Raw genomic sequence first — 12926 nt, 5'->3', positions numbered from 1 at the left:
TCTCTGATGCAAGGCCATTCCTGCGCCACCTGGAAGCATTCAAACTCGACTACCTAAGTGCGGTGACACCCCTGGTTTGCTCGACCTATGTGGACGCCTGCAAGGCATACCGGCAGCCCAGCCGATCCAAAGGCAAGCCGCTATCACAAAGCGGACTACATAGCCGTTTTCAAGGCCGTCGAAGCCATTCATGAACTGAGCCACTACACCGACGACCCGATGCCTCAGCATCCTTGGCCCGAAACTTCCGCCAAGGCGATGGCGGGGCTTACCGGCAGCAGTGCCCAGAGCGGCAAGACCCCGCTGATTCCGGATGATGTGTTCTGCATACTGTTCGAGCGGGCCTATCAACAGGTTGAGCGCGGCCGGCACTTGCTTGATCTGCGCGAAGCGCTGGAAACCCTCGCTATGCAGCGAAAGGGGCGGAGTGCTCGGAGTCTCAATAAGGCCAAGAACAGCCACCTGAGCACCCTTGGTTGGGAGGACGGTCTGAACGCATTGAATAAGGCACTGATCAATCTGCGCACGGCCTGCTATATCGTCCTGGCTAGCACTTCTGGCTGTCGCATCCATGAACTGGCCTACGTGCAGTCAGGTGCCCACCACCGCACTCAAGACGATCATGGCACCGCCTACCACTGGATGCGCTCGCGGTCGGAAAAGACCGGTGTCGGTATCCATGATTGGATGATCCCCCAGGCCGCTGTGCGTGCCCTGCGCGTGATGGAGCGCTGGTGCGCACCCTATCAGGCCATGATCGCCGCCGAGATCCTTCAGCGGCGCCACGCCAACCCGTATGATCCGCAGATCGTCGAGGCGCACAAACACCGCTATGCGCTCTTTCTCGGCGTAGATCCGAAAGAGGGCAATCAAGTGCGCACGCTTTCCAACACTACTTGGAGCGTATGCTTCAAGGCATTCGCCAAGGATTGCGGACTGAGCTGGAATCTCTCCAGCCACCAGTTCCGCCGCAAGTTTGCCAACTACGCCGCGCACAGCCGCTTCGGTGACCTTCGCTACCTCAAGGAGCATTTCGCACATTGTTCGCTGGACATGTCTCTGGGCTACGCCATAGACGATAGCTGGGGACAGCATCTGGACCTTGATCTGTACGCAGATATTCAGGGTGAGTTGGAAGATATAAAACTAGGCGTCGTCGATAACTGGCTGGGTGACGAACCCTTGGCCGGGGGCTACGGCCGCGCGCTCAAGCAATGGCAGCGGGAACCGCAGAATCTGCTGATCTTCAAGGATCACGCCTCGATGCTGAAGTCCATTGCCGAGAGCACCGCAATTCGCAGCAACGGCCATGCCTGGTGCACGGCGGACAATGACGGTTGCGTCGGTAATACTCTTGAGCGTACCCGCTGCGGCAACTGCAACCATGCTGTGATTGGACACGGTCACGCGGCCATCTACCAGCGACTCTACGATGATCTAAAAGGGCTACTGAATTGCCCGGACATTGGCGAGGGCGGCCGCCAGCGCGTTGAGCGCGACCTGAATCGCTGCCGTGACGTACTGGTACAGTTGGGAATGGACCCGGAGACTTTAATCGCATGAAATCCAAGGACAAGGCGACCAACTATAAGCCTGCTGAGGATCGCGAGAAGGATCTGAAGCTCGCCCTTCTCCGCATCCAAAAGGGTCGCACCCACACCGGGGAATCCAAGGTTACCATCGCGGCAGTCGCCCGCGAGGCGGGCGTATCGACGGCGCTGATTCACAACTACTACCCACGAATTGCCGAGGCTATCCGAGAGGCTCAAGGTCGCTCCAGTCGCGCCATGCGTGATGTGAAACAACAAGACTTGATTGCGGAACGCAAGAAGTCCGCAGCCCACCGTCAGGAGATCGAGGAATTGCGGGTCAAGGTCGCCAATCTCGCATCCATCAACGAAGTGCTAACGGACGAGAACCGTGTACTCAAGGCTAAGATGAGCGACCGCAAGGTGGTCGACCTGCCTTCAAGAAAGTCGCATGGATAGGTCGATTTCGCGTAGTGCGCAATCACACCCTTTGCGTCGAGGGAAAGGTCAGTACAGAAGTATCCTTAGAAACCGAGGCGTGTATTGCTCCGTGTAAACCACTTTTATTCCTTGTTAACCACAGTGGTTTACAGTGCAAAAATTAGGGTTACAGAATTATGGCCTGCCCCGGCTTCGTAGGTTTCCGGCCTTTAATCGACACCTGGAAACCATCCCTACGTCGACCCAATGCGCCGACCCGACGAAGTGATATACAGCGCTTTGAAGTCATTACTCGAGTGTTTCCAAGGCTCTCGCGCCTACTCGGTTCTGGGGTAACGCTTGCGTAGCTTCGAAACGCCCTCGGCGACCTCTAGACGCTCGATCTCCCCAATGACGTCCTCGAGGACTTTCGCAACAGAACGATTGTCCTTTAGGGCATAGCTACCGACCATCAACGTTATGGGGTGCGTACCGAGCACAGCAGCAATGTCGTCGAGCTTCTCGATAGTCGGAGCGTACAGACCTCGCTCCAATGTGCTGATATAAGTCCGACTGCTAAGGGTGGAAAAGTCCTCCTGCGTCCGGCCTTGTTTCACACGAAGCCACCGAAGAACTGTCCCGAAAGCACTTTTCAATTCCACTTTGCATGTCCTGCAAAAGGAACGATAAGGCGCTTTCGAACAGTATATAACTACAATGTATACTGTTCACGTTGAGGGTTCGCCGTGTTCATAACCAATAGACAGGCAGAAGTGAAAGGCTCTCAAGCACTGCTGGAGCCTGGCCACCAAGGTTGGCATTTTGTTCAACAACATTTGATGTCACCTTGGTTTCATACAACGATAGTCAGATGCGAGGACGGCCTTGAGATCCACGACGTGGTGTTCGTGGATAGCTTGCAAGCGCTGACGTCCATTCTGGAGCTAACGGAAGCGGGAGTCCAAGTGAGGTCGGTACAGTTGGTGTCACCTGGGTGGCTCAACGGCACCGGTGACTGGCGCATGGATACACTGTTGGAAGTAGCTCAAAGTCAGGATGGGACCTCACTGCGGTATACCCTCCATGATGGCCGCCATTTCTACTTCCCTGAGGCACAGCCAGATGCCTCAGAGAAATACAGTGTGCTGGTGTTTCCCACACGAGAGAACGATGGACCGTAGCCTTCAGATTTTTGATGCTTGGTAATAGACGCATGAAGAATTTTAGCGATACCCGCTCACCCACCACTGATCTTCCAGCTGGAAGCGAGCTTGAGGTTCAAGGTTCCGATAGGTGACCCGCTTCATTCGTGATTTTCCTTGAAGGGTTGATCCTTCAGCTTACTTGTCGTACTCGGCCATTACGGAGGCGGGGAAAGCGACGTTATGAGCCAGGTCACAGAGGTGGCGCTTCAATTCCTGCCAGCCGGGTGTACCGCCGCCAGACCGGATGATAAGTTCTGCTTCATGGTGACAGGTCTTACCGCCAATGCTGCCTTTGTGGACATGCAGGGTCTTCGCACGTTCTCCATTTTGACGGAAGTTGTCAAAGACGACTGCTGCTTTGCCAGCGTCTTCAATGCGCTCGCCGCATACGTCACAAAACAGCATCGGCGAATTGATACCGTCCACTATTTGAATCTCGATCATCGTGTTTGTCCTCCGTCTACCGGCCGTATCGGTGGCACCACCGGGCGCCTATTTTTCCTACAGCCCGGTTGGCCGGTGACGGGTTACGCGCAACTCGTTGATGCGCACAACACCCGGGGACCAGTTTCCACCACTGGCGATCAACTGGCGGGCACGGCCACGGGCGCGTTCTTCGATCAGCTCAGCCGGTTCGTCGGCATCGATATTCAGGCTGAACGACTTGCTGTCCTGGTAGCTGACAGACGTGCCAGCTATCGACCACTCGGCGGTCACGCTGACAGTTTCGATCTGCATCACTTAGCCCTCCCAGGCGATTTTCCGTTACAGGGCCAGGCGATAGAATAAGGTGGATGAAGGCTCGATTATCAGAGCGTCATCCTTCGTTGAATAAAAAATCTTGGGGCCGATTCCTGTCTTCGCGTTCAAGTAGCCGTCTGCTACCTCACCGACACTTACCCCGAGCACAACATTGTTTTTTGCAGAAAGCTCCTTAACGGTAAAGTGGCGGCCGTCTTGATCGATGACCAGCTTCAATCCGCCGCCGCTGCGCTCATTGCTCCACGCACCAACGTATTTGCTGGCACCGCTGGAGGTTTCAGTAGGATCAGAGCAGCCCACCAGTGCGAGAACCAGCGTAAAGCCCAGCAAAACATGCTTCATATCGATTTTCCGTGATTATTCGACTTTGGTGTTCGGGTCAGGCGGGATGCAGGTTTCCAAGAAGCTCGTCACCTCTCCGAAGTCAGGTACGGTGTCGAGGTAGCGTCCGAATGAGCTGCCACCAACATTTCTGTAAAGCATGCAAAGGTAGGGATGGTACTTCTGGAAGAACTCGGTGAGCTTGACCAGCTCAATCCTTTCATAAGTTACATGGCCGGCAATCTTGTTCCGCATGGATCGGAAGGCGGGACCGAAATCTTTGTCGACAGGTAGCATGCGTTCAAATTGGGAACGCGGGTACACCTTGGCGGAGACGGTGCCTCGATCGATACTGGAAAGCCACTGATTGGCCTGAAGGTAGACCTGCTCATTCAGTGCGCCATCAGTGTACGTATGCGCACCGACTTTGCTCTTTTCCTCTCCAGTCCTTTTGGCCCTTTCGTCTTTCACCCAAGCCTTTATTTCAGGGCTATTTTTGATGTCCACGACTTGATGGTCCCGTGCAAACAAGGCCATGTAAAGTTCATACAAATGGTGGATGAAGCTGGAGTAGGCATTGTAGGCCCGGTACGCCCGCTGATGACTATGCCCTTGCAGAACGATGGATTCACCTTGCACCACGAAGAGTTCAAAGGCGTCCTTACACCGAAGATACTCATGCCGGATAGCCATGCAGTGCAGTTTGTCCGTTTCACTGTCCATTTCATTCCCTTGATCATGGAACGCGAAAATTGGCGTTCTTTACTGACCCAGCCCCGCGTTTACGGCGAGGCTTGGGAGAACCTGGGCGGCTTCCGACGCAGCCCCGTAGGGCTGGTAGGACTTTCCTAGCGGCGGTCGATGGCACCTGCCGCTACCAAAAGGTTTGCGTCAGCCACACTAACCACAGCTTTGGCTTCGCTGCCCAATTCGGGGCGCTAACGCGCCAAATAATTTTCCTATGCTGGCTGATGATCCTCGACCAGCTCGAAATAGTTTTGCTGAACGCAGCGCACTGTCCCCTCGATCAGCGTACCGTCACTCTGCTTGATGCGCGCACGAGTAAGGCCAGGAGCCTTAAGCAGAGCAACCCCAATTTCAGCAGGTAGGAGGAGCACCGAGAAACAGCTGTGCAAGCGCTGCAGCAGCGCCGGAAACGTCTGTGGCTCTGTTGTCCGGCCCAACTCGCCTGGTTTACCGTAAATAAGGGTTAATTCAATTGACCCTGGATTCAAGCTCACGACGATCTCCTAACGTTGAATAGACACGAAAACCGAGTCCTTCCTACGGACTCGGCCCCACTTTCAAGGCGGGGCTTGGGGGTTCCTGAGCGGGAAATTACTCGACCTCTGTGATGAACAATGAACGGTTCTGGTCAATGTTTGCTTGAGGTTTTTGGTCCTGAGCCGCCTTGATCCAACGTACGGCCACTTTTCCTTGAATAAATTGGGTTCGTCAAAGGCTGATATTAAAAGGGTATGGTTTCGTCCCACGGAGGGAGGTCATTCTTTTGCGCCAGGCTGTTGGCCTTGATACCTGCCTCAAGCGACTTGATGAACCTGATGGACGACGCCACGTGGTTGAAAATCAGCAAGCTTTCGTCGTAATTCAGGATCGGGTTGTCATGCGCGAGACTCTTGTTGTTCCGCACATCGTTGAAGGCTTCCAGAACCGAGATGCTGGACTTCAGGATGCGGTCTGTCATTGCCGACTCAAGGTGGCCGCGTTCGCGAAGGGCTTTCACATACTCGCCAAAGACGCTATGTAGAGGCTTTTCTCTGCTTATGCTAATGCCATGCGGCTCACAAGTGACCCGAATAAATTTGTTAACGAAGGTATGCAGGCGGTCGAGTCCTCCCTCGGGCTGGTTTTTCTCTATGGCTTCACGCACATGCTCAGCAACGACTTCAAAGTCACGGTCATCAGCAATGGCAGTTAGTGCATCCAGATCCGCAACCGACTGATCGCTGAGTAATCGCATTGCGATCTTTCGGCAGTCGTCTGTCAATTGCGGACTGCTGTCACCGAGGCGATCTATCTGCACACCATAGGTAATGAGTCCATCAAGAACCTTACCTACCGTGTGGTTGGGTGCAATATCCCAAAAAGCCCGCATCCTCTTGGCCTTGGAGTCGCCTCCACTTCGATACTGAGCTGCATCAATATCAATACGGTAATCGATAAAGAAATCTGCGTAGGTACGATCCGAGAAGTCCAGGACATAGCCGCTTCCCATCCCCAGTAGCTTTTCGAGCTTTCGCCGCTCGAACGCGCTAATTACGGCCATTCTTCTTTTTCCTATGCGTCTAGAGTGGTGTAGGAACCCCAATCAAATGCCTCATGTCACGCTCGAACTTACCGTAATCATAGGTCCACTCCAGTGCGTCTATAACATCCATGGCCAGCGACCTATAAGGGGGCGCCATTTCAAAACGACCAGGGTTCTGTTCGTTAAGCTTCTGAAATGTCTCTACCCATGTGCTGCAACCAGAAATCACCTTGCCGTTATCGTTCCGCAGTGGCATTAGGCGCGTTTCTTCATAGTGCATCGACTGATTGCGGCCATGCCAAATCAGGTCCCTAACGCATGTAGATGAAATACTCGCCCCTGTAGGAGCGTTTTCTCTCTTCCCATGAGCGATAGAGAGAGCTTGTTTGGAAATTTGCAGTAATGCGCCTGCCGCAATGTCGATCAAAACTCCATAGGTTTCAATCGCACGGATATTGGCTTGGAGCTTCAGCTTGACCCTGTCCAAACCCGCGCTGCATGCGTCTCGAAGTCCATCACGTTGTTCAACACCGTCGAACAGCTCCACCGTTTCTTGATTACCTTGCCGTGCCTCTTCCATGGACTGCGTGGCCATCAGATGCCGAAGTATGGAGCTGTGCAGATCCAGTAGCATCATCTGCGCCTGGTTGAAGTAGGTGATTGCTTGCTCGCTCATGTGCTTTCCTAGATCAGTCGTCTAACCATTGTTGGGCCTTCCAATCCGCTTCAATCAGCAGTTCGCGCACCTGAACGTAAGTCGCAGGTTCATCGGCACCAATCGTGTATTTGCCGTTATCGAACCTTACCCAGGTTTCCCCGACTTCCCACAGAACGGGTGGTGTCGAAGGTTCAAGCAAGTGGTACATGGCAACTATCAACAATGGGTGCAAATTTGGATCAGTACTATCCTTCACGACGCTGCATCCTTCGCGCTTTGTTGCTTTTATGCGCTGTTTACGACTTTCAGCTCTACGAATGTGTAGCGAGTCTGTCTTGGCCAGCTTCCTGAACCTTATTTGTATTGGCAGCAGCGGGCACGCTATGAGGTGTCGCCGAGGGAGCAGGTTTCGGTGCCGCAGGTACAGCAGGCTTGAATGCGGGAGTGGCAGGTTTTTTCACAGCAGGTTTTGCGGCAGGCTTGGCTACAGCTGCGGCTGGTTTTTTCGCCGCCGGCTTCGCAGCAGGTTTCGCGGCAGGCTTGGCTACGGCTGCGGCTGGTTTTTTCGCCGCCGGCTTCGCTACAGGTTTTGCGGCAGGCTTGGCTACGGCTGCGGCTGGTTTTTTCGCCGCCGGCTTCGCAGCAGGTTTCGCAGCAGGTTTCGCGGCAGGCTTGGCTACAGCTGCGGCTGGTTTTTCCCCCGCCGGCTTCGCAACAGGTTTTGCAGCAGACTTGGCTACGGCTGCGGCTGGTTTGCCGGCCCTTGGGGCAGCTTTTGAAACCACTGCTAGTGCTGCAATCGGTTGTACGGTGAGCTCTACACCTATCGCGTTCATCAGTTTTCTGATGGTCTCAAACCGCGTTTTCGCGCCTGTTTTCAGCACCTTATAAAGACTTTCACGATTGACCCCGGCATCCTTGGCGACTTTGTTTACGCCTTTAGCTTTTGCGACTTCTGCCAAAGCATGAATGAGACCTTCCGTATCACCGGCTTTCATACTTTCAGCCAAATAAGCCGCCATAGCTTCCGGGCTATCGAGAAAGCGCGAAGCTTCATAACGAGTCGTACCAGAAGCGTTGAGGCTGAGGATTGGCATATCCTCGGGGTTGAATTTCGTATCTTTCATATCATTGGTCTCTCAGCGCATCGAGGATCGTTTTAGCTCGCTTGATACCTCGCCTTTGATCCGTTTTATCGCTTCCGCTGAGCATCAAGAACTCAGCTTTCCCCGAGCGCACATAGTAAATTCTGTACCCAGGTCCTACGAAAACACGCATTTCGCTCACCCCATCACCCACCGGTTCGCAATCTCCAAAATTGCCATCACCGGCGCGATCCAGGCGGGCTAAGATGGCCGCTCTTCCTTGAACATCCTTCACACCGTTAAGCCAATCCTCAAATTCGGGAGTTTGGTGGATCTCGTATGTTTTTTTCTTATTGATCATAGTCCCATGTGTAGCCATATGGCTACTCCTTGTCGGTGCGAGATTGAGCGCAGGTCAAGGTGGTTTCAATTGCCTGGTATTCAAATTGCTCCCCCCACGCGACAATCCGCGCTGCTACCGCGTCAATGGGCTTCTCATTGCCTGCTTTCATTGAGGTTTTCCGTTGTAAGTGGAGCAGGTGGTGAACGGGGGACTTGTCGCCCTGGGCAACATCTGCCAGCGCTCAGGGGCGCGGTAGCCGCTTTTCCCTTAGCAACTTAGCGTTTTTTCTTCGCTAGCTTGGCTTTTCGGGTTTCTCTGGCAGCAACAGCTTCACGATCCAAATCCTCACGCTGACTCTCCGAGATAAGTTCAAAATCGTACAGGGCCAGCAAGTAGCCCCAGACGGTTGAATACGCCTCATCTACGAAATCAGGGTAAAGCGCTGCATCGATTGATCTGATGTGCTCACGAACTTTCTCTTCTGCATTGGGCATTACTGATTCCTTATCTGTTGGAGCAAACGTCGCCAAAGTGTGGAGACCCTTCGTTCGTCAACTGGAGAGTCTTTTCGCTGCTTATGCCTAGGGTGCGTTCTCATTTGATGCCAGTAGCGCCGTCGATTAGTCTCGCCGCTTTTTGGGGTAACGGATGTGCCGCTATTGGTTGCGTGATGATCAGTGGGAGCGGATCAAGGAACTGTTGCCGGGTAAAACCAGCGACCGCGGCGTAACGGCCCGAGATAACCGACGGTTTATCGAGGCGGTGCTGTGGATTGCTCGAACTGGTGCACCCTGGCGCGACCTCCCAGAAACCTATGGCCATTGGCATCGAGTTTATGTGCGTTATAGCCGCTGGTCACGCAAGGGAGTTTGGTTAAAGGTGATGGAGTCGCTTGCGGCTGACGCAGACGTGGAGCATCTGATGGTCGATGGCAGCATCGTGCGGGTTCATCAGCATGGCGCGGCAAAAAAACCGATCAGGACGCCGAAGCCATGGGCAGATCCCGAGGTGGACTGAGTACCAAGATCCACGCCGTCGTGGATGCTCTTGGAAATCCGCTACGCCTGCTGCTGACGCCCGGGCAGGCCTCGGAATACGGCCAAGCCCAAGCACTGATCGAGGGCTTTACCCCGAGGCGGTATTGGCAGACAAGGGCTATGACTCAGACGCGTTCATTGATGCTATCCAACGCAAAGGAGCTGAAGCGGTCATCCCCTCGAGAAAAAACCGCCTGAAACCTCGCCAGCTGGATCGGCATTTCTACAAGGCACGTAACTTGGTAGAGCGCTTTTTCCAGAAGCTGAAGCAGTTCCGTCGGATCGCGACAAGGTATGAGCGACTGGCAAGAAACTACCAGTCGATGCTGAGTCTTGTGTCAGCTGTCATATGGTTGGCCTGATTGCCCCCCCCTAGCACTAGGGCACCCCCCATTCATCGCGTTAACACAGCTTTACTGCTCGCTGTAGCTATGCTGAAAATACCGAAAGGGAGGTAATCACGTGCCTGAAACTCGGTCGTGTCAAGCTCATGCGCTCAAGCTGGCATGCTCCAATTGCAACATATTGGAGTTCTGTCTACCGCTTGGCCTCACCGGCGAGGAAGTCGCGCAGCTTGACTCCCTGATCATGCAGCGGGTCAAGGTAAAAAAGGACGCGGCGCTGTACCGCGCCTGCGATCCATTGCGTTTTCTTTATGCCGTGCGCATCGGCTTTTTCAAGACCGATGTGCTCTCGCTCGATGGTCGTGAGCAGGTCACCGGCTTCCAGATGCCTGGCGACATGCTTGGGTTGGATGCTGTCAATAGCGGCCTGTACACTTGTAATGCATTTGCCCTTGAGGACAGCGAAGTTTGCGCTATCCACTTCGATCACCTGGAGAAACTTGCTCAAGAACTGCCCTCACTACAGCACAATCTGAACAAAATATTCAGCAGGGAAATCGTCCGCGATCACGACATGTTGATGCTGCTAGGCAACATGAACTCGGATGAGCGCCTCGCGGCATTTCTGCTGAACTTGTCACAACGCTTGAATATGCGCGGCTATTCGTCCAAAGAGTTTGTACTCAAGATGCGCCGCGAAGAAATCGGCTCATATCTAGGGCTACGCTTGGAAACCATTTGTCGAGGAATCGCGCACCTGCGAGACCATGCGCTGGTCGAGGTATCAGGCCGTGAAGTCAAAATCCTGGACATGGACAGGCTCAAGCATCTGGTCGCAGGTTGTCATCGGTTTTCTTGAGAATCACTCTATTTAGTAGCAAGTAGTCGTAGAAGCTGTGCCAACTGAGACTCCGCTTTCAAGAGTGCGGTATCGGCTGCTGCGTGCCACGCTTTCGCAAGTGGCTGTAAATCTTTTTCGTGCTTGGCTCTGAGACACCACTGGAAATGGTCGTGCCAGGAGCCGAGGGCTGACTGCACAGTCTTGAGCGAAGCAGCGGCCTCACCAGAGAGGGGCGACAGCTGAGGAAAAGCATCGTTGAGGTAACGGGTACGTTTGACCAGGATTCTCAGCTGGTGACGATCAAACTGCGGATCGGCTAACGCAGCTTTCAGGTGCTCGATTTGCTTGTGCAAGCGTTTGCTGATGGTCTTTTTAATTCGACCTAACTCGCACGCACGCTCAGCAGCTCGGAAGGCTGAAGGCCACTCATCCAGTTGGAAAAAGAGCTGATTGATCGCGCGGGCTTTAACGATGCGGCTATAGCTGGTCTGTAGAATCGCTTTTCTGACATGCGCCTGCTTTGGGAATCCTTGCGCCTCAAGCTCTTCTATCAATACCTCAAGGTCACGCGCAGGCGTGGTCAGTCTGCCGACTGCGGCTGCGGCCTCATTCAGTGGCGCGATGCCCTCTATCTCACGCAATGGCCGCAACAGGCTTCTGATGCGCCGCAGATTGATTCTGAGGTCATGCAACGCTTCACTGTCCGTCCTGGCGCCCATTCGGGCTTGAGCATGGTAGAGCCCTACCTCAAGCGCTACGATTTGGGCAACGAACGAGTCTACAAATGCCATCAGACACCATCCAACTCCGAAGACGACGGAGTGAGGTTAGCAGGTCGGATAGCGCCTCGAACTTCCGGGATAGCTTGTGTTGTGGATCCAGATAGATTATCGGCTTGAAGGTCTGGTGTGACTCACTCATTTTCACTGAGCTCATTAGATACGCAGGCAGTGCCGTTGCGGTAGAGCATTGCGAACCTGGTGTTGGTTAACGACGTCGCCCCCTACTTGGCTCAAATGAGAACGCCCCCTAGCATTTACCTAGCTTTTTCAAGGCAATCACCAAGCGATCCAGGCTCACGTCCAGATGCTCTTTATTGGCTACCAGCTCTTTTTTTCATGATCTCCAGGTATCGCTTCAACTCCTCGTTATCGGTCGAGAAGGAAATAGGAAAATCTTCCGTGGAGGTCAGTTCGTTGCCATTTTCGGTGTAACGAATGGCCGCACAGACCAGTGTGGCCAGATCGATCACCCGATGCAGGGGCAACTCTTCAGATTGGCGAGACCACTTTTCACCGGTGTTGCGCCACACCTTGGCCGAGATCTCCGTGCAACCGGGCTCGTTCCATTGCGCCAGTCCCACCGAAAGCCCTTTCGCATCGGTCTTATTCCTGTAAGGGCCATCTAGCTGATCGTAGTTAGCGACTTCAAGAACAGGTTTGTGCTTCAAATACGTCGGAATTTTCATGGACACCCTCTCTAGTAAAGTCACTAATATTACTAACTTTAGTAAATTTACTAAATTTAGTAAACAGCTTCTTAAAAAAGAAACGACGGGGATCCAATTCAAGGCAGCCGTGCAGGGCCACATCGGCGTCCTCCATTGCGCCTTAAAACTCCCATGAAACCGTATTGGAGGAAATGCAGCTTCGGCTGAGCAAAGGGCCCCGGAGATGATGCGAGTCCGAAAACGGACGGTTGAGCATCCCTTCGGGACGCTCAAACAATGGACGGGTGCGACGCACTTCCTAACCCGAAAGCTGGTCGGGGTGAGTGCGGAGATGAGTTTGAATGTGCTCGCCTACAGCATGAAACAGGTGATGATGAAAATCATCGGTGCTCACGGTTTGATGACGGCGCTGTCGGCATAAAAAGGCTGGTTCTGGCCCATCCCTGATGGCTGTAAAAACAGCGTTGACATGCTCCAGGTCGCGACCGATACGACCCGCAGCATTGACCGTGCGATCGCTCAGCCAACGAACCTCGATGATCCAAGACGATGAGGTCAGAGCGTTTTTACACACTCCGGGCCGATAGCTGCCTGCCGCGATGGGCAGTAATCGGACAACAGCGTCCTTCAGACCTAGTACGCCAAATTGCCCTAGGCTTGCA

At 53.8% G+C, this 12926-nt stretch carries 17 protein-coding genes and 3 pseudogenes; 6 read left to right on the top strand and 14 right to left on the bottom strand.

The window, feature by feature from the left end:
- Positions 1-87 precede the first annotated feature (87 nt).
- Positions 88-1563 (top strand): integrase, encoded by a 1476-nt coding sequence (locus PSH65_RS07060; protein ID WP_370694678.1) that lies wholly within the window; start codon positions 88-90, stop codon positions 1561-1563.
- Complete coding sequence (locus PSH65_RS07055; protein ID WP_305425526.1) at positions 1560-1988, top strand: TetR family transcriptional regulator; 429 nt, start codon at positions 1560-1562, stop codon at positions 1986-1988. The genes PSH65_RS07060 and PSH65_RS07055 overlap by 4 nt, the downstream gene beginning before the upstream one ends.
- Before the next feature lie 299 nt (positions 1989-2287).
- On the opposite strand, the gene PSH65_RS07050 is transcribed toward PSH65_RS07055, so the two are convergent.
- Positions 2288-2611: a helix-turn-helix domain-containing protein gene (locus PSH65_RS07050; protein WP_305425525.1), complete on the bottom strand. Its 324-nt coding sequence runs from the start codon at positions 2609-2611 to the stop codon at positions 2288-2290.
- Between the two features lie 84 nt (positions 2612-2695).
- On the opposite strand from PSH65_RS07050, the gene PSH65_RS07045 reads away from it, so the two are divergent.
- The gene (locus tag PSH65_RS07045) at positions 2696-3130 is read left to right on the top strand and encodes a hypothetical protein (RefSeq protein ID WP_305425523.1); all 435 of its coding nucleotides are present in this window, start codon (positions 2696-2698) and stop codon (positions 3128-3130) included.
- A gap of 159 nt (positions 3131-3289) precedes the next feature.
- On the opposite strand, the gene PSH65_RS07040 is transcribed toward PSH65_RS07045, so the two are convergent.
- The 11 genes and pseudogenes from PSH65_RS07040 to PSH65_RS06990 all read right to left on the bottom strand — a co-directional run bounded on the left by PSH65_RS07040 (position 3290) and on the right by PSH65_RS06990 (position 9086).
- Positions 3290-3598, bottom strand: a complete 309-nt coding sequence (locus tag PSH65_RS07040) for a hypothetical protein (protein ID WP_305425522.1) — start codon at positions 3596-3598, stop codon at positions 3290-3292.
- Between the two features lie 57 nt (positions 3599-3655).
- Positions 3656-3892 carry a hypothetical protein gene (locus PSH65_RS07035; protein WP_305425521.1) on the bottom strand — a complete coding sequence of 79 codons (237 nt, stop codon included), beginning with the start codon at positions 3890-3892 and terminating at the stop codon, positions 3656-3658.
- Between the two features lie 27 nt (positions 3893-3919).
- Positions 3920-4258 carry a hypothetical protein gene (locus tag PSH65_RS07030; RefSeq protein WP_305425520.1) on the bottom strand — a complete coding sequence of 113 codons (339 nt, stop codon included), beginning with the start codon at positions 4256-4258 and terminating at the stop codon, positions 3920-3922.
- Between the two features lie 15 nt (positions 4259-4273).
- Complete coding sequence (locus PSH65_RS07025) at positions 4274-4960, bottom strand: hypothetical protein (protein ID WP_305425519.1); 687 nt, start codon at positions 4958-4960, stop codon at positions 4274-4276.
- A 236-nt stretch (positions 4961-5196) separates the two neighbouring features.
- The gene (locus tag PSH65_RS07020; protein WP_305425518.1) at positions 5197-5478 is read right to left on the bottom strand and encodes a hypothetical protein; all 282 of its coding nucleotides are present in this window, start codon (positions 5476-5478) and stop codon (positions 5197-5199) included.
- Positions 5479-5705: 227 nt separating this feature from the next.
- Positions 5706-6524, bottom strand: coding sequence for an abortive infection family protein (locus PSH65_RS07015; RefSeq protein WP_305425517.1), 819 nt, complete (start codon positions 6522-6524; stop codon positions 5706-5708).
- Positions 6525-6543: 19 nt separating this feature from the next.
- A complete protein-coding gene (locus tag PSH65_RS07010) occupies positions 6544-7182 on the bottom strand; it encodes a hypothetical protein (protein WP_305425516.1) in 639 nt (212 codons plus the stop codon).
- A 13-nt stretch (positions 7183-7195) separates the two neighbouring features.
- Positions 7196-7420: a hypothetical protein gene (locus tag PSH65_RS07005; protein WP_305425515.1), complete on the bottom strand. Its 225-nt coding sequence runs from the start codon at positions 7418-7420 to the stop codon at positions 7196-7198.
- Positions 7421-7886: 466 nt separating this feature from the next.
- Positions 7887-8291, bottom strand: a pseudogene (locus PSH65_RS31755) (addiction module antidote protein); the annotation flags it as partial.
- Between the two features lies 1 nt (position 8292).
- Positions 8293-8610 carry a type II toxin-antitoxin system RelE/ParE family toxin gene (locus tag PSH65_RS06995; protein ID WP_348529765.1) on the bottom strand — a complete coding sequence of 106 codons (318 nt, stop codon included), beginning with the start codon at positions 8608-8610 and terminating at the stop codon, positions 8293-8295.
- A 257-nt stretch (positions 8611-8867) separates the two neighbouring features.
- A complete protein-coding gene (locus PSH65_RS06990) occupies positions 8868-9086 on the bottom strand; it encodes a hypothetical protein (RefSeq protein ID WP_305425512.1) in 219 nt (72 codons plus the stop codon).
- A gap of 154 nt (positions 9087-9240) precedes the next feature.
- Between PSH65_RS06990 and PSH65_RS06985 the strand changes: the two are divergent.
- Together PSH65_RS06985 and PSH65_RS06980 are read left to right on the top strand one after the other, a co-directional pair.
- Positions 9241-9991 (top strand): annotated as a pseudogene (locus PSH65_RS06985) (IS5 family transposase).
- Between the two features lie 100 nt (positions 9992-10091).
- A complete protein-coding gene (locus PSH65_RS06980) occupies positions 10092-10832 on the top strand; it encodes a helix-turn-helix domain-containing protein (protein ID WP_305425511.1) in 741 nt (246 codons plus the stop codon).
- An 8-nt stretch (positions 10833-10840) separates the two neighbouring features.
- Here the strand turns inward: PSH65_RS06980 and PSH65_RS06975 are convergent, their stop codons facing one another.
- Together PSH65_RS06975 and PSH65_RS06965 are read right to left on the bottom strand one after the other, a co-directional pair.
- Positions 10841-11605 carry a CHAD domain-containing protein gene (locus PSH65_RS06975; RefSeq protein WP_305425510.1) on the bottom strand — a complete coding sequence of 255 codons (765 nt, stop codon included), beginning with the start codon at positions 11603-11605 and terminating at the stop codon, positions 10841-10843.
- A 302-nt stretch (positions 11606-11907) separates the two neighbouring features.
- Complete coding sequence (locus tag PSH65_RS06965) at positions 11908-12282, bottom strand: DUF6530 family protein (protein WP_305425509.1); 375 nt, start codon at positions 12280-12282, stop codon at positions 11908-11910.
- A gap of 152 nt (positions 12283-12434) precedes the next feature.
- Here PSH65_RS06965 and PSH65_RS06960 point away from each other — a divergent pair.
- Positions 12435-12685, top strand: a pseudogene (locus PSH65_RS06960) (IS5/IS1182 family transposase); the annotation flags it as partial.
- Between the last annotated feature and the right edge of the window lie 241 nt (positions 12686-12926).

This window comes from Pseudomonas sp. FP603 (genome assembly GCF_030687415.1).
GTDB classification, from domain to species: Bacteria; Pseudomonadota; Gammaproteobacteria; order Pseudomonadales; family Pseudomonadaceae; genus Aquipseudomonas; species Aquipseudomonas wuhanensis.
Note: the sequence above shows the minus strand (reverse complement) of the source record. Positions and strands in the feature narration are given on the sequence as shown.